The following is a 16,655-nucleotide window of genomic DNA, read 5'->3' as shown; positions in this document are numbered from 1 at the left end:
CGAAGGAGGTGATGGCGGGCATGGTTCGTTATATTTTCAACAGATTTCTCCACATGATTATTTCCCTGTTTGTATTGATATCTGCGACCTTTTTCCTAATGAAGGCGATTCCCGGAGATCCATTCACAGCAGAAAAGAAAATTCCTGAACAAATTTTGCAGCGTCTATACGCGCAGTATAATTTGGACAAGCCCGTCTTTGAGCAGTACGTAATTTATTTGAAGAATATTATTAAAGGTGACCTGGGCATTTCAATGAAAATGCTTAACCAGGAAGTAACAGATATTATTTCACAAACCTTCTCTTCATCACTGAAGCTTGGGGTTGTGGCTATTATTGTAGCGATTATTATAGGTGTAGGGCTAGGGATGCTTGCGGCTCTGCATCACCGGAAATTGATCGATAATGTCGCAATGATATTGGCTGTTCTCGGTATTGCGGTACCGAGCTTTGTTGTGGCTTCATTGCTGCAATATTTGCTGGCCTATCACTGGAAAATTTTCCCTGTCATGGGCTTTAAAGGACCGATGAATTATTTCCTCCCGGTTATGGCACTGACGGCGTCGCCGATTGCAGTCATTGCACGTCTTACCCGTTCCAGCATGCTTGAAGTGCTTCATGCCGATTACATCAAGACAGCAAAGGCGAAGGGTCTCAGCTGGATGTCGATTTTATCCCGCCACGTGTTGCGCAACGGTATTATGCCGGTAATTACTTATGTGGGACCGATGACCGCGAACATTATCACCGGTTCTGTTGTCATTGAACAAATCTTCGGTATCGGCGGTATCGGTAAACAGTTCGTTCAAGCGATTAACACACGTGACTATCCGATTATTATGGGTATCACCATATTCTATGGTGTAATCTTGATGGTCGCACGTTTCCTTACGGATGTCGCTTATGTTGCTGTTGACCCACGTATTAAACTTGCTGGAGGAAAGGAGGATTAACGTTGGCTGCAAATAATAATACTGTTGCTCCACATGTGGACCTGAAGCCCGAAGATTTCCGTAAAATCGGCATTGATGAGAAGGAAGCGGAAGTGATTCAGCGCGAAAGCCTTTCCGCTTGGCAGGATGCATGGCAGCGTCTGCGCCAGAACAAAATAGCTATGGTTGCGCTGGTTATTATGATCTTGATTGTCATTATGGCCATTGTTGCTCCGCATTTGGTTCCTTATACTTATGATTCGAATGATTTGATGAGTACAAACAAGAAACCATCCTTGGATCACTTGTTTGGAACGGATGATTTTGGACGCGATGTATTTGTCCGCACCTGGATGGGTGCCCGGATCTCGCTGATTGTCGGCCTTGCCGCTGCGATGATCGACTTAATCTTTGGTGTAATTTACGGTGGGATCATGGGATTCTTCGGTGGACGCATCGATACAGTAATGAATAAGTTCTCCGAAATTTTATATTCGATTCCTTATCTGCTCGTAGTAATCATGCTGCTTGTGGTATTTGAACCGAGTCTGTGGACGATTATACTTGCCTTGACCATTACCGGGTGGATCAATATGTCCTGGATTGTGCGCGGCGAAATTATGCAGCTCAAAAACCGCGAATTCATCTTGGCCTCCCGCTCTATGGGTGCTGACTGGAAACGCCTGCTGTTCAAGCATTTGCTTCCAAATGCAATGGGACCTATTATTGTTACCGTAACGTTGTCCGTACCGAGCGCGATCTTCTCCGAAGCGTTCCTCAGCTTCCTCGGACTTGGCGTACAGGCACCGGTAGCTTCACTCGGTTCCATGATCAATGACTCCCTTACAGGCTGGATGTACTATCCTTGGCGGATGATCTTCCCTGCGCTTGTTATCAGCTTGACCATGCTGTCCTTTAATATTTTTGGTGACGGACTCCGTGATGCACTGGATCCTAAGCTGAAGAAATAGGAGGTGAACATTGATGGAACCCATTCTGCAAGTCAAAGATCTGCATGTTTCCTTTTTTGTAAAAGGTGGAGAAGTACAAGCTGTCCGCGGTATGAATTTTGAAGTAGGCAAAGGTGAAACGGTAGCCATTGTCGGTGAGTCCGGCAGTGGTAAGAGCGTTACGGCGCAGTCGATTATGCGGCTCATCCCTACACCGCCCTCCAAAGTGAAACAGGGCGAGATTATTTTTCAAGGACAGAATCTGCTGAACAAAAGCATGAAACAAATGGAAAGTATTCGCGGCAAAGATATTGGCATGATATTTCAAGACCCGATGACTTCTTTGAACCCAACTATCAAAGTGGGCAAACAGATAACCGAAGTTTTGATCAAACATCAGAATATGTCAGCGGCCGAAGCGAAAAAGCAAGGTATTGAGATGCTGAAATTAGTTGGCATCAAAAATGCGGAGGCTCGCTTTAACCAATATCCCCACGAATTCTCCGGCGGGATGCGCCAACGTGTAATGATCGCCATTGCACTGGCCTGCCGCCCGGCTCTGCTGATTGCAGATGAGCCGACAACGGCGCTTGACGTTACGATTCAAGCGCAAATCATGGATGTTATGAAAGAGATGCAGCAAAAACTGGGGACCTCCATCATCCTGATCACTCATGATCTCGGCGTAGTTGCAGGCATGTGTGACCGGGTCATCGTTATGTATGCTGGTGAAGTGGTGGAAACAGGTACCAGATGGGAAATCTTTAAGAATCCACAGCATCCGTATACCCGAGGGTTGCTGCGGTCGATGCCGCGTCTGGACCAAAAGAAGGGTGAGCCTTTGATTCCGATCATCGGGACTCCCCCGGATCTGATTAAGCCGCCGATCGGCTGTCCGTTCACAGCGCGTTGCAGTGAAGCAATGCATGTCTGCGAACAAATCGATCCCGGTGCAACAGAGTTCAGCGAAACGCATATGGCGCGTTGCTGGAATCTGCATTCGATGGCCAAGGAGGTGCAGTTCGTTTGAGTAAGAACCTGATTGAAGTTGAAGGTCTTAAGAAATATTTTAATGTAGGCAAAGGTAAAGTTCTTAAGGCTGTTGATAATATTAATTTCTCGATCCGCGAGGGTGAAACCCTGGGTATGGTTGGGGAATCCGGATGCGGAAAGACTACTGCCGGCCGTACGGTTCTTCGTTTGTATGAACCGACTGCAGGAAGCGTAAAGTATAATGGCACTGATATTTATAAATTATCCGCGGGCAAAATGAAGGCGCTGCGCCGTGACATGCAGATGATTTTTCAGGATCCGTATGCTTCACTTAACCCGCGTCTAACGGTGTCCGATATTATCGGGGAAGCACTGGACATCCATGGGATGGCCGGAAGCCGTGCAGAACGCAAGAAACGGATTGAAGAGCTGCTGGATATGGTTGGACTTAACCATGACCATGCTACCCGCTATCCGCATGAATTCTCCGGCGGCCAACGCCAGCGTATCGGGATTGCCCGCTCACTTGCGGTAAACCCTAAGTTTATCGTCTGCGACGAGCCGATTTCCGCACTTGACGTGTCCATTCAGGCACAGGTTGTCAACCTGCTCAAAGAACTGCAGGACCGTCTTGGACTTACTTATCTCTTTATCGCGCATGATTTGTCCATGGTTAAGCACATCAGTGACCGTGTGGCGGTAATGTACCTGGGTAAAATGGTTGAGCTTGCAGAAAGCGAAGAGCTTTATGCGAACCCGCTTCACCCGTACACGAAATCGCTGTTGTCGGCGATTCCAGTTCCCGATCCGGAAATTGAAGTCAACAAGAAACGTATTCATCTGCATGATGAGCTTGGCAGCCCGATTTACTCGGCTAACGAGAAGAGCAATGACGCCGATTTTGAGCTTGTAGAAGTATCCAAGGGGCATTTTGTTGCTAAAGCATTCGCTTAAGGCAAGCAAAGCTCTCTTTTATAACTGAAACAGAGGGGGTTGTGGCACAAGTCATACAATGGCTTATGGCACGGCCCCCTTTTGTATAGGGAACTTTATTTGTAATAAGAATCTTAAGTTATTTTTTGACGCCAACACTTACATTGGATACAATCATAAAGAGTTTACGAACTTGTGATTACATATAGCAGGCATAGCTGAACAGGAGGCATTAGTACATGGAAGTAGTACCGGAACCGATCCCGGGCGGATCTGCGCTCGCACGCGACTATATAGACCGTTATGAAACGGTAGAGCATTTGTACGGCGGGGATTTCAGAAATGAAGACAGCCGAGAGAAACGGGCGGCGTGGCTGGATGCAAATGAACATCAGCGTGCCGACCGTACTAAGATTGCTTCAGCCTTACGGCTCTATAACGAACAGCATAATCCCCATTCTGCGGTAACGAATGCTCTGGCGCTGCTGGAACAGCCAGGGACGCTGGTGGTGACCGGGGGGCAGCAAAGCGGCCTGTTTACAGGTCCCCTGTTTGTCGTATATAAGGCGATCACTACCATCCAGGCGGCAAAAGAAGCTGCAGCCCAGCTTGGACGGCCGGTTGTGCCGCTCTTTTGGATTGCCGGTGAAGATCATGACTGGGACGAGGTTAATCATACATTTGTCTTAAACCGCACCGGGGAGATCACCAGAATCAAGCTGGACAAAGCTGATGGCCCCCGTTCGTCTGTCAGTGATATTAAGGTAGAAGAATCGGGATGGGAGCAGGTCATTGCCGAGCTGGCTGGCTTGCTTCAAGAAAGTGAATTCAAACCGCAAATCATGGAGTTTATCCGTGAATCGTCACGAATGGCGGGCAGCATGAGCGATGCTTTTGCCAAACTGATCGGTTCGCTATTCGGCAAATTCGGCCTGATTCTGCTGGATTCTGCCGATCCGGAACTGCGCAAGCTGGAGAAGCCGTTTTTTGCCAAACTGATTGAACGCAATGGTGAGCTGGAAGCAGCCTACAAACAATCGGCAATGCGTATAGTTGACGGAGGATATGAGCTGCAGGCAGATGTGACCTCCGGCAATGCGAATCTTTTCTATATACATGAAGGTGCGCGGCTGCTGCTGCATAAGGCGGATGGGCGATATACTGACCGCAAGGGTGCCGTCTCCTTCTCACCGGAGGAATTGCTGGCAGTGCTTGAAGACCATCCTGAACGGTTCAGCAACAATGTGCTGACACGCCCGCTTATGCAGGATTATGTCCTGCCGGTTCTGGCCACGGTATTGGGACAAGGGGAACTGGCCTATTGGGCCATTCCACGCAATGCCTTTGAAGTTGTCGGCGGACAGATGCCGCTGATCCTTCCGCGCATGTCTTTTACTGTCATAGAAGGAACACTGCATAAGCATATGAATAAATACAGCCTCTCCTTCGAGGATGTGAGACAAGGGCTTGAACAGAAACGGAAAGAATGGATCACCGCCCAGGATGAACTCGAGCTTGGCCGCCGGTTCGAGGAAACGAAGGAAGCCTTCTCCGCCATGTATGAGCCGTTGATCGAACAGCTCGGAACGATTCAGGCCGGTCTGCTTAAATTAGGCAATAACAATAAAGAGAAGATCCTGGATCAGATTGCATTTTTACAGGGAAAAGCCCAGGATGCCATGGAGAAACAAAATGAAGCTGCGCTCCGCCAATGGGAACGGATTGAGCTGTCACTCATGCCGCTGGGAAAGCCGCAGGAAAGAGTATACAATATGATGTATTACTTGAATCGCTACGGCCCGGCTTGGCTGGATGAACTGATGACCATACCCGCCGACTTCAGCGGAACGCACCGTATTATTTATATGTAGGGAAAAAGAAGTAAGCTTACGAAGGAATTTTTGTTCGAAGCTATATAAGTTGAACTAAAGAACTAGCTAGAGGCTAAAGCAGCGGAGGGGAAGTTTGGAACTGTAGGAGCGATAGCGACCGCCTTTGTCTACGGATTTCTACCGCTAAGAGCGGTATTAATCAAGAAATCTGTAGACAACAGCGGCCGGAAGTCCAAACATTCACCGCAGTTGCGTTCTAATGCCGGATCAGTAAATCTAAAGTTCAACTTATATAGTTCAAGGAAGTCTATGTTTACAAAACTTTTAGGAGGTTTCATAAATGAGTTCAATGTCGAAAGAAAATAGTATTGTCGCGGACATGTCGCTAGCGCATGAAGGGCATCTGAAAATCGACTGGGTCCGCCAGCATATGCCGGTGCTGAACCGCATCCGCGAGCAGTTCGAAGCTGAACAGCCTTTCAAAGGGCTGAAGGTGTCGATTACGCTGCATCTGGAAGCAAAGACGGCTTATCTTGCGAAGGTAGTCAAGGCGGGCGGTGCTGAAGTTACAATAACCGGATCAAATCCGCTGTCGACCCAGGACGATGTCTGCGCGGCGCTTGTCGAAGACGGCATTACAGTGTTCGCCAAATATAATCCCTCACCGGAGGAGTTTAAGGCACTGAATATCAAGGCTCTGGAGAGTAAGCCGGATCTGATCATCGATGACGGAGGAGATTTTGCGACCCTGCTGCATTCGGAACGTCCCGACCTGATGGAGAATATCCGCGGCGGTGCTGAGGAAACCACTACAGGGATCATTCGGCTGAAGGCACTGCAGAAGCAGGGCATCCTGAAGTTCCCGATGGTTGCCGTCAATGATGCGTATTGCAAATATTTGTTTGATAACCGTTATGGTACGGGCCAGTCGGCATGGGACGGGATCGTCCGTACAACCAACCTGATTGTAGCAGGCAAAACCGTGGTTGTAGTCGGTTACGGCTGGTGCGGCAAAGGGGTAGCCATGAGGGCTAAAGGCTTGGGCGCTAACGTAATCGTCACTGAAGTGGATGCAATCAAGGCAGTGGAAGCGCATATGGACGGATTTCATGTGATGCCGATGCTGGAAGCGGCCAAACGCGGTGATTTCTTCGTTACGGTTACCGGCAACCGGTATGTCATCCGCGGCGAGCATTATGATGTTATGAAGGACGGCGCAATTATGTGCAATGCCGGACATTTTGATGTGGAAGTGAATAAACCGGAACTTGCGGAACGATCGGTATCCCAGCGCACTGTGCGTAAAAATATCGAGGAATACCAGTTGAAGGACGGACGCAAGCTGTATCTGCTGGCTGAAGGCCGGCTGGTCAATCTGGGTGCGGCCGATGGGCATCCGGCGGAAATAATGGATACAACTTTCGCTTTGCAGGCGTTGTCGCTTAAATATGTGAATGATAATTACAAGAGCATCGGTGTCAAAGTGGAGAATGTTCCTTATGACCTGGATGAGCAGGTGGCACGCTACAAGCTCGAAAGTCTGGGAATTGCTATCGACAGCCTGACTCCAGCGCAGGTGGAATATCTGGACAGCTGGAATTTGAACGACTAAGCGGTATTTTATCCTTTATCGATAGGCCCGTTGCCATGTATATGGTGCGGGCTTCTTTTTTTGATCCGGATGGATGAATGCATGGAGTCAGGTGCCTGTGGAGGGGATGACTTGACAAACAAGAAAAAATTACCTTGCTGCGGAAAAAGGTTTTTGATTTTTAATGGCGAATCTATTATGCTTAGGTGGTGTAAAGTGGGGTAAAGTGGGGAATCGGTAGCAAGGGGTGGGTAAAACTATGTTTATGGGGGAATTCCAGCATAGCATTGACGACAAGGGCCGTATCATTATTCCGGCCAAGTTCCGTGAATTGCTCGGAACCTCTTTCGTAGCGACCCGCGGCCTCGACTCCTGCCTGTTTGTTTATCCCATGGAAGAATGGGGAATCATGGAGCAAAAGCTCAAAAGCCTTTCACTGATGAAATCGGATGCCCGTGCCTTCAGCCGCTTTTTTTTCTCAGGAGCGACAGAATGTGTATGGGACAAGCAAGGCAGGGTGAATCTGCCGGGGAATCTGCGGCAATATGCCAAGCTGGACAAGGACTGTGTTATTCTGGGCGTTTCGAACCGGGTGGAGATCTGGAACAAGGAGCTATGGGAGCAGTACTTCGAACAGTCAGAGGAATCGTTCAACGAGATTGCCGAAAAATTGGTGGATTTCAATTTTGATCTATAACATACACAAACACAATTCGAATACTGCCCTGGAGGGATGCAGCTTGTTTCACCACATCACGGTGCTTAAGGAAGAAGCGACAGAAGGGCTGCACATCAAGAAGGATGGGATTTACGTTGACTGTACGCTCGGAGGAGCCGGACACAGTTCTCTTATCGCATCCAAGCTTAGCGGCGAAGGCCGGCTGATCTGTCTGGATCAGGATGAGTGGGCTTTGAACAATGCGAGGGAGAAGATGGCTGAATACGGGGAGAAGGTTGTTCTGGTTAAGACCAACTTCCGCGATCTTGAGCAGGTGCTGAAGGAGCTTCCTTTTGTGCCGCAAAAAGATGGCGTTCCCCAGGTCGACGGAATCCTGTTTGATCTTGGCGTATCCTCACCCCAGTTCGATGAAGGGGAACGGGGGTTCAGCTATAATCACGATGCTCCGCTTGATATGCGGATGGACCAGTCCGCAGAGCTGACTGCAGCCGAAATCGTCAATACATGGAGCGAGCAGGAAATCGCCCGCGTGCTTTTCCAATACGGAGAAGAGAAGTTCTCGCGGCGGATCGCCCGCAAAATTGTGGAGCGAAGAGAGGAACGGCCGGTAGAAAGTACAGGCGAATTGGCTGAGCTGATTAAGGAAGGCATCCCTGCAGCTGCGCGCAGGACGGGTGGACATCCCGCCAAACGCAGTTTTCAGGGTCTGAGAATCGCCGTGAACGACGAGCTTGGCGCTTTCGAGGAAGGACTTCATGGAGCAGTGCGCTGCCTGGCACCCGGAGGAAGGGTATCAGTAATTACCTTCCATTCTCTGGAGGACCGGATTTGCAAGCAAATCTTCAGCAGCTATTTAAGCAGATGCACTTGCCCGCCTGACTTTCCTTTTTGCGTATGCGGCGCTGAAGGCACTCTCAAGTTAATTAACCGCAAGCCGCTCGTTCCTTCCGAGGAAGAGCTGGAGCTTAACCCGCGCGCCCGTTCAGCGAAACTGCGTATTGCAGAGAAATTGTAAAAAGACGATAAAGGAGAGTCAGAGATGGCCTATACCCGCGGCAATTTAGCAGTTCAACCCAAGAGAAAAGAAGAGGTAAACCCGCTTTACCGCGAGAAGACAAAAGTTGTCACTAGGCGGATGGTGATTCCACTGCAGGAGAAGCTGATGTATATGCTGACACTGGGAGCATTCGTGCTGGTGGCTGTCGCCCTGATTTGGCGTTACGTCCACATTTATGATTTGAATTTGCAGGCTCAGAAGCTGGACAGCGAAATTGCAAACAACAAAAAGCAGATTGCCACCTATCAGATGGAGAAGCAGAATTTAGAGCAGCTGGTAATCGAGAAGGCAAAAAAGCTGGGATACGTGCAGCCGCCTGAGGATACCACTATTTATGTGCCGGTGGGCAGTACTTCAACTGACGGAGATAACCAATAGCGATTGGCAGAAGTCGCAATAATAGAGTTTGTGAGGTTTCCTTATGTTAAAAAGAATAAAACTTCGCACGCTGTTTATAGGAGGGTGTATTACCCTCTTTTTTCTTGTTTTAGTCGCCAGGGTGTTCTGGATACAGGTTCTGCAAAGCGAGTCCTGGCAGGAAAAGGCGGCCAAGCAGTGGGCCCATGAATCGGTTATTAAAGCGGTGCGGGGAACGATTGAGGACCGCAACGGCATTGTTCTGGCAAGTGATGTCCCGGCGTATACCGTTGTGGTGGACCCTGCAGTCATTGCTGAGCTGAAGATCGGGGAAGAAGTTATTCAGGGTCTGCATGACCTGCTGAACAAGCCGGTGGATCAGTTGAAGATACTGGTTGAGGCCAAGGATGATAAAGGCAATCTTCTCAAGAATCGCGAGGTCCGCACCGAAGGCTGGAAAATCGATCAGGAAATGAAGGACAAAGTGGACGCTTTTATCAAAAAGCTCCGCAAGGAGCATGATATTCTTGAAACCGGCGTCGGCACGGTCAGGGAGCAGAGGCGTTATTATCCCAAGAAAACACTTGCCGCGCATATTTTGGGTTATACCGACAGAGACGGCATTGCCATAGCGGGGCTGGAGAAATATTTCGACAAGCAGCTTAAAGGCGTCGACGGCAAGCTCAATTACCAGAGTGACGGCAAAGGATTTAAGCTGCCTGACTCACAGGATACTTTTCAGCCTGTCGTGAACGGCAGTGATTTCAAGCTGACCATCGACAGCACAATTCAGTATTACATCGAAGAAGCGATGAAAAAGGCTTATGAGCTGTACAAACCAAAGTCCATAAGTGTGATTGCCGCCGACCCGAACACGATGGAGATTCTGGGCCTGGCCAATTTGCCTACCTTCAATCCCAATGAATTCTGGAATTCGGAAACGAAACCGGGGGACTTCTATAACCACGCCATCATGTCGAGATTTGAGCCGGGCTCGACGTTCAAGGTTGTAACGCTGGCCGGTGCGGTGGAGGAAAACCTCTTTGATCCGAATGCCTATTTCATGTCCGGCCAAATCAAACTCAAGGGTTTGCGCAAGCCTATTCCTGATATCAACAGAGTAGGATGGGGTGAAATCACTTACCTTGAAGGGGTTAAACGTTCCAGCAACGTAGCTTTTGTTAAGCTAGGCTATGAAATGCTTGGAAAGGAAAGGCTGCTGCAATATATCACTGATTTTGGTTTCAAAGATAAAACAGGTATCGACCTTCCGGGAGAAATCATCGGGCGTGTTAACCCCGACCCGAATAATGTGTCGGAAAATGCTACACTTTCTTACGGTCACGGGAAATTGGAAGTTACTCCGATCCAACAGCTTACGGCGGTGGCAGCGATTGCGAACGGCGGCAAGCTGATGGTACCGCATGTCGTCAAGGAAATTACCGATCCGAATACCGGGAAGACAACGGTCACCCAGCCTGAGGTTGTGCGTCAGGTCATCTCGAAGGAAAGCGCACGCGAGACCGGAAGCTATCTGGAGCAGGTTGTTGCGGATTTGCAGCATGGGACCGGGAGATATGCCTACATTGAGGGCTACCGTGTGGCGGGCAAGACCGGGACGGCGATCAAGCCAGACGGCAAGGGTGGTTATGACCGGGACAAGGTGCGCTCTTCCTTTCTCGGATACGCACCGGTCAATGATCCGAAGATCGCGGTCTATGTCATCATTGACGAGCCTGCTGACGCTGCCGGCGGCGGTGTCGCGGCGGGCCCGGTGTTCAAGGAGATCGTATCCCAGGCTCTGCCCTATATGGGCGTGCCCAAAACGGGTGACGCGAGCGATACGGACAGCGGCAAGAAAACGGTCAAGGCGCAAGCCTCTGTACAGCGCAAGGCACCTGATCTGACCAGCAAAACCGTGAAGGCAGCCAGAGAGCTGCTTATCAATGGGGGATATGATTTTGAAACGGTGGGTCAAGGAGCTACTGTGGTCAGCCAGTACCCAGAGAAAGGAACTGTGCTTGCAACAGGACAGCGCATTTACCTGTTAACTCAGCAGGGGGAGAAACAGACCATTCCGGATTTGCGCGGGCAATCCCTGCGGGATGCATTGGAAATTCTCAATCTTCTGAAGATTGGCATTGCAGTGGATGGCGAAGGGTATGTCTCCGAGCAAACGGAAGGCATCAAAAATGGCAAGCCGCTGGTTACTCTGAAGCTCAATCCGATCAATGAATACGGTGAGGATATCCCGGTTACGGTACCTGCGGAGGATGCAGCGGAAGAGTAGCCGGGAATCTCAGGCTATTTAAAGAAGTGAACCGAAGCCGTTCCGGCAGCGGTAAAACCGTGTTAGCCCGATTAGCTTACGAGCGGCAATCGTACAGGCTGTTCTAAGCCCTGTTTGTCCCGAATAGTCATGTGATAAGAGATCATGTCTATACGAGCGAAAGCGGGGAGAACGGAATGAAGGTTTCGAAAGTCGTAACTCGGCAGAGAATGCTGTGGACGCTGCTGGGATTGGCCGTATTGTTCGGCTCTCTGGCCGTGCGTCTTGCCTATGTGCAGTTGTCCAAAGGCGAAGAACTCAGCGCCAAGGCGGAAAATTTGCTGCGCCGTGACATACCTTTTACTGCAAAACGCGGTGAAATATTGGACCGTGAAGGGACGTCACTGGCCTATAATGTCAGCTCGCCTACGATTTATGCGGTTCCTGTGCAGGTGAAGGATAAGCAAGGAACAGCACAACAGCTGGCTCCACTACTCGGCATGACTGAGGTGAAGCTAGTGACGCTGCTGTCTAAAGGGAAGTCTTCGGTGAAGTTACAGCCCGGCGGCCGCAAAATTACGATGGAGCTTGCCGCAAGCATCCGTGATTTGCAGCTGCCGGGCATCGTTGTCGCTGAGGACAACAAACGTTATTATCCTTACGGGGATTTGGCGGCCCATATTCTTGGGTTTACGGGAATTGATAATCAAGGCATCACCGGCGTTGAGAATATTTACGATAAACTGCTGCGGGGAATTGACGGGAAAATATCCTATTTGTCTGATGCAGGCGGCCGGTTAATGCCTGGCTCCTCTGAGAAGTATTTCGAACCCCAGGAGGGACTGAGTCTGCAGTTGACCATTGACAAGCAGATCCAGTCCATTATGGAACGTGAGCTGGATCAGGCAATGGTGAAATATCAAGCTCAGGGCAGCTGGGCTATTGCCATGAATCCGAAGAATGGCGAGATTCTGGCAATGGCGAGCCGGCCGGGTTATGAGCCGGGCGCTTACAAGGAATACGATGCGGCAGTGTATAACCGTAATCTGCCGATATGGATGACGTATGAACCGGGTTCGACATTCAAGATTATTACCCTGGCTGCGGCGCTGCAGGAGGGGAAGGTGGATTTGCAGCATGAGCATTTTTTTGACCCCGGTTTTATTGAGGTCGGCGGGGCGAAGCTGCGCTGCTGGAAAAAAGGCGGCCATGGCAGCCAAACCTTTCTGGAAGTGGTGGAGAATTCCTGCAACCCGGGTTTTGTCGTGATGGGCCAGCGTCTTGGCAAAGATACCTTGTTCAAATATATCCGTGATTTCGGCTTTGGCACGAAGACGGGGATCGATTTGAACGGGGAGGCAAGCGGCATCCTGTTCAAGCCTTCGCAGGTGGGGCCGGTGGAACTCGCTACAACAGCCTTTGGCCAAGGGGTGTCGGTTACACCGATTCAGCAGATTGCGGCAGTGTCTGCGGCAATAAACGGCGGTAAGCTGTACACGCCTCATGTTGCCAAGGCATGGATTAATCCGGATACAGGTGAGACGGTATCGGAAGTGAAGCCGCAAGAAGTGCGGCAGGTTATTTCCGAGGAAACCTCGAAGAAGGTGCGGGCTGCCCTTGAGAGCGTAGTTGCCAAAGGCACCGGGAGGCCGGCATTTATTGACGGCTACCGTGTGGGGGGCAAGACAGGGACGGCACAGAAAGTAATCAATGGCCGATATTCTCCTACGGAGCATATCGTATCTTTTGTAGGCTTTGCGCCTGCGGATGACCCGCAGATTGTTGTGTACACTGCGGTGGATAATCCACAGGGCATACAGTTTGGGGGCGTGGTGGCGGCTCCGATCGTACAGAACATTCTTGAGGACTCTCTGCGTTATTTGAAGGTGCCGGAGCGTAAAGACCAGCTTCCCAAAACCTATAAGTACGGGGAGACTCCGATTGTGACGGTTCCCGATCTGACAGGCGCCACAGTTCAAGATATTTATGAAGATCTCAATATGAATTTTACGCTCGTGCGTTCAGGCTCAGGCAATACCGTAGTCAATCAGGCCCCCAAAGCGGGAGCTAGAGTCGAACAAGGCTCGACAATCAGGATTTATATGGGGTCTTCCGGTGAATGATAAGAATGACAAAGCAGAGTGAGGGATTGCTATGAACATTAATGAACTATCTTCTTGTCTTGCAGCTTCGCGCCTATACGGCGATGGTGACACAGAGATTTCCGATCTTCAGACGGATTCCCGCCAGGTGAAACCGGGTGATTTATTTATTTGTTTGCCGGGACATACTGTGGATGGGCATAAATTTGCCCCGCAGGCTGCCGCGAGTGGAGCCGCTGCCATCGTCTGCGAGCGGCGGCTGGATATTGATCTGCCCCAGCTCGTAGTGGATGACAGCAGGTTTGCTATGTCCGTGCTGGCAAATGTCTTCTTCGGATCGCCTAGCAGCCGCATGAGAATGATAGGGATCACTGGCACCAACGGCAAAACTACCACCACTTATCTGATTGAACGGATCATGCAGGACCATGGTGTAAAAACGGGACTGATCGGAACCATTCAAATGCGGTATGACGGACAAAGTTATCCGATGTCAGGCACCACGCAGGAGTCGCTTGAACTGCAGCGTACGCTTCAAGATATGGTGCTTAAAGGTGTACATTGCTGCGTGATGGAGGTATCCTCCCATGCGCTGCAGCAAGGACGCGTGAAGGGGACGGATTACCGCACAGCAATATTTACGAATTTAACCCAGGATCATCTCGATTATCATCATACAATGGAAGAGTATCGCGCCGTTAAAGGCCTGTTCTTCTCCCGTCTCGGCAACGCTATTTCTCCCTGGAAAGAAGAGCGCAAATATGCCGTACTTAACGCGGACGATGAGGCGAGCGCTTATTTTTCTGCCCAGACTGCAGCGGAAGTGATTACATATGGCATCGACAGCAAGGCAAATGTCCGAGCCTCACAAATTTCGATCACATCCAAAGGAACATTTTTCCATGTGGATACGTTTAAGGGTGAGGCAGACATTTCTCTGCGCATGGTCGGCAAGTTTAACGTATATAATGCACTTGCCGCTATCACTGCCGCTCTTCTAGAAGATGTGCCGCTTCAAGAGATCAAAGCCAGCTTAGAGTCTGTGCCAGGTGTGGACGGACGGGTGGAGTCGGTGGATGAGGGGCAGGACTTTGCGGTTATCGTTGACTATGCCCATACACCGGATGGCCTTGAAAATGTGTTGAAGGCAGTCAGCGAATTTGCAACCGGCAAAGTGCTTACCGTCTTTGGCTGCGGCGGCGATAGAGATACCACTAAACGGCCGTTGATGGGGAAGATCGCAGCCAAATACAGCGACAACGTATTTGTGACCTCTGACAACCCACGGACTGAAGATCCGCTGCTGATTCTGCGGGATATTGAAGCGGGACTGAAAGAGGATGGGGTAGCGCAGGAACGTTATGAAATGGTTCCCGACCGGCGGGAAGCGATCAGAAAAGCTATTGAAATGGCAAGCCCCGGCGATGTAGTATTGATTGCGGGGAAAGGTCATGAGACCTACCAGTTGATCGGCGGAGTGGTTCATGATTTCGATGACCGCATTGTCGCCAAAGAAGTGATAAGGGGCCGAAGCTATTGATTACAAGAACGCTGCGAAATATCGCTGACATGTGCGGGGGAGAAGTGTTTTCCGCTGAAGATATGAATGTGAAGATTGCCGGAGTAGTTACCGATTCCCGCAAAATTACGTCTGACTGTCTGTTCGTTCCGCTTGCCGGAGACAACTTTGACGGACATCATTATGGTGCCGCAGCTTTGGCTGCGGGAGCGGCCGCAACGCTATGGCAGAAGGATAAGGGGACTGCGCCTGAAGGCGGCGGGGTTATTCTGGTAGAAGACACGCTGTCTGCACTGCAGAAGCTGGCTGCTGCTTATTTGAGCGAAATTGCTCCGCAGGTTGTTGCGGTTACAGGCAGCAACGGCAAAACGACTACCAAGGATATGATTACAGCCTTGCTTGAAGGACAATTTAAGGTTCATAAAACTCAAGGCAATTTCAATAACCATATCGGACTGCCGCTTACGGTCCTTTCTATGCGCGAGGATGTGGAGATCGCCGTGTTGGAGATGGGGATGAGCTCAAGGGGCGAAATCGCCCTGCTCGCTTCGCTCGCTGCGCCTGATGTGGCCGTCATCACGAATGTAGGTGAATCCCATTTGCTGCAGCTCGGTTCCCGCAAGGAGATTGCCCGGGCCAAGCTGGAGATTGCCGAAGGACTGAAGCCGGGAGGTCTGCTGATCTATAACGGGGATGAGCCGCTGCTAGCTGAGGTTATGGCTGAAGCCTCCTTCCATGCGCCCGAGGGAATGCAAACCTTGCGTTTCGGCATCTCTACGGATAACGATGATTATCCGACCGGGATGATGACGCACAGCGGAGGTATGACCTTTACGAGTTACCTCCACAAGGAGCGTGCCTATACGCTCCCGCTGCCGGGCAGGCATAATGTAGTCAACGCATTGGCCGCGCTTGCGGTTGCACGTCATTTCGGCGTAACTGATGACCGCATAGAGGATGGACTGAAGAGGCTTAAGCTGACCGGCATGCGGATTGAAGTGATGCTGACCTCTTCGGGGCTTACCTTGCTGAATGATGCTTATAACGCCAGTCCTACCTCGATGAAAGCAGCGATTGATGTGCTGCAGTCTATGAAATGCACTGGCAGCCGAATCGCTGTGCTGGGGGACATGCTGGAACTTGGGCCGGATGAAGTTCGGTTCCACCAGGAGATCGGGACTTATCTCGATCCTGAGGAAACGGATCTGGTCTTTGCGTATGGACCACTCTCCGCCCACATTGCTGAGACGGCAAGGGACAAATTCGGAGCAGAACGCGTCTTTTCTTTTACCGACAAAGCGGAGCTGACTTCCGTCTTGATCGGGAAATGCAGTCCTGACGATGTTGTGCTGTTCAAGGCTTCCAGAGGGATGCGCTTGGAAGAAGTACTGCAGAGCCTAAACAAACATTTTGAGCAAACTTAACATATTGGAGGGGGTGT

Annotated in this window: 13 protein-coding genes; all 13 read left to right on the top strand. The window is 50.3% G+C overall.

Annotation, left to right across the window (positions count from 1 at the left end; translation table 11 throughout):
• Positions 1-20 precede the first annotated feature (20 nt).
• The 13 genes from MHI45_RS10340 (at position 21) to MHI45_RS10280 (ending at position 16,638) form a co-directional block, all read left to right on the top strand.
• On the top strand, positions 21-953 hold the full coding sequence (locus tag MHI45_RS10340; RefSeq protein WP_038595383.1) for an ABC transporter permease: 933 nt from the start codon (positions 21-23) through the stop codon (positions 951-953).
• Between the two features lie 2 nt (positions 954-955).
• Positions 956-1,903, top strand: a complete 948-nt coding sequence (locus tag MHI45_RS10335) for an ABC transporter permease (protein ID WP_076109038.1) — start codon at positions 956-958, stop codon at positions 1,901-1,903.
• Positions 1,904-1,916: 13 nt separating this feature from the next.
• Positions 1,917-2,912 (top strand): ABC transporter ATP-binding protein, encoded by a 996-nt coding sequence (locus tag MHI45_RS10330; RefSeq protein ID WP_038595381.1) that lies wholly within the window; start codon positions 1,917-1,919, stop codon positions 2,910-2,912.
• Positions 2,909-3,829: an ABC transporter ATP-binding protein gene (locus MHI45_RS10325; RefSeq protein WP_340896960.1), complete on the top strand. Its 921-nt coding sequence runs from the start codon at positions 2,909-2,911 to the stop codon at positions 3,827-3,829. The genes MHI45_RS10330 and MHI45_RS10325 overlap by 4 nt, the downstream gene beginning before the upstream one ends.
• A 218-nt stretch (positions 3,830-4,047) precedes the next feature.
• Positions 4,048-5,679: a bacillithiol biosynthesis cysteine-adding enzyme BshC gene (gene bshC, locus MHI45_RS10320; protein ID WP_341119042.1), complete on the top strand. Its 1,632-nt coding sequence runs from the start codon at positions 4,048-4,050 to the stop codon at positions 5,677-5,679.
• A gap of 301 nt (positions 5,680-5,980) precedes the next feature.
• Entirely contained in the window at positions 5,981-7,252 is a 1,272-nt protein-coding gene (locus tag MHI45_RS10315; RefSeq protein ID WP_076109040.1) for an adenosylhomocysteinase, read from the top strand.
• Positions 7,253-7,490: 238 nt separating this feature from the next.
• On the top strand, positions 7,491-7,928 hold the full coding sequence (gene mraZ / locus MHI45_RS10310) for a division/cell wall cluster transcriptional repressor MraZ (RefSeq protein ID WP_038595376.1): 438 nt from the start codon (positions 7,491-7,493) through the stop codon (positions 7,926-7,928).
• 43 nt (positions 7,929-7,971) lie between these two features.
• Positions 7,972-8,925, top strand: coding sequence for a 16S rRNA (cytosine(1402)-N(4))-methyltransferase RsmH (gene rsmH, locus MHI45_RS10305; RefSeq protein ID WP_340896962.1), 954 nt, complete (start codon positions 7,972-7,974; stop codon positions 8,923-8,925).
• Between the two features lie 24 nt (positions 8,926-8,949).
• Complete coding sequence (locus MHI45_RS10300; RefSeq protein ID WP_038595373.1) at positions 8,950-9,345, top strand: hypothetical protein; 396 nt, start codon at positions 8,950-8,952, stop codon at positions 9,343-9,345.
• Positions 9,346-9,388: 43 nt separating this feature from the next.
• A complete protein-coding gene (locus tag MHI45_RS10295; RefSeq protein WP_340896963.1) occupies positions 9,389-11,614 on the top strand; it encodes a penicillin-binding transpeptidase domain-containing protein in 2,226 nt (741 codons plus the stop codon).
• Positions 11,615-11,790: 176 nt separating this feature from the next.
• Positions 11,791-13,716, top strand: a complete 1,926-nt coding sequence (locus tag MHI45_RS10290; RefSeq protein ID WP_340896964.1) for a stage V sporulation protein D — start codon at positions 11,791-11,793, stop codon at positions 13,714-13,716.
• Positions 13,717-13,747: 31 nt separating this feature from the next.
• Positions 13,748-15,235 (top strand): UDP-N-acetylmuramoyl-L-alanyl-D-glutamate--2,6-diaminopimelate ligase, encoded by a 1,488-nt coding sequence (locus MHI45_RS10285; protein ID WP_340896965.1) that lies wholly within the window; start codon positions 13,748-13,750, stop codon positions 15,233-15,235.
• A complete protein-coding gene (locus tag MHI45_RS10280) occupies positions 15,232-16,638 on the top strand; it encodes a UDP-N-acetylmuramoyl-tripeptide--D-alanyl-D-alanine ligase (RefSeq protein WP_340896966.1) in 1,407 nt (468 codons plus the stop codon). The genes MHI45_RS10285 and MHI45_RS10280 overlap by 4 nt, the downstream gene beginning before the upstream one ends.
• Positions 16,639-16,655 lie beyond the last annotated feature (17 nt).

The sequence above is a fragment of the Paenibacillus sp. FSL H3-0321 genome, from assembly GCF_038002865.1.
Taxonomy (GTDB): domain Bacteria; phylum Bacillota; class Bacilli; order Paenibacillales; family Paenibacillaceae; genus Paenibacillus_AQ.
This window is presented reverse-complemented; position numbering and strand designations above follow the sequence as displayed.

What these genes read in the sequence shown, in the direction of transcription:
- MHI45_RS10300 (WP_038595373.1), top strand. Translation starts at nt 8,950, where the DNA reads ATGGCCTATACCCGCGGCAATTTAGCAGTTCAACCCAAGAGAAAAGAA.
- MHI45_RS10340 (WP_038595383.1), top strand. Translation starts at nt 21, where the DNA reads ATGGTTCGTTATATTTTCAACAGATTTCTCCACATGATTATTTCCCTG.
- bshC (WP_341119042.1), top strand. Translation starts at nt 4,048, where the DNA reads ATGGAAGTAGTACCGGAACCGATCCCGGGCGGATCTGCGCTCGCACGC.
- mraZ (WP_038595376.1), top strand. Translation starts at nt 7,491, where the DNA reads ATGTTTATGGGGGAATTCCAGCATAGCATTGACGACAAGGGCCGTATC.
- MHI45_RS10285 (WP_340896965.1), top strand. Translation starts at nt 13,748, where the DNA reads ATGAACATTAATGAACTATCTTCTTGTCTTGCAGCTTCGCGCCTATAC.
- MHI45_RS10290 (WP_340896964.1), top strand. Translation starts at nt 11,791, where the DNA reads ATGAAGGTTTCGAAAGTCGTAACTCGGCAGAGAATGCTGTGGACGCTG.
- MHI45_RS10330 (WP_038595381.1), top strand. Translation starts at nt 1,917, where the DNA reads ATGGAACCCATTCTGCAAGTCAAAGATCTGCATGTTTCCTTTTTTGTA.
- MHI45_RS10295 (WP_340896963.1), top strand. Translation starts at nt 9,389, where the DNA reads ATGTTAAAAAGAATAAAACTTCGCACGCTGTTTATAGGAGGGTGTATT.
- MHI45_RS10315 (WP_076109040.1), top strand. Translation starts at nt 5,981, where the DNA reads ATGAGTTCAATGTCGAAAGAAAATAGTATTGTCGCGGACATGTCGCTA.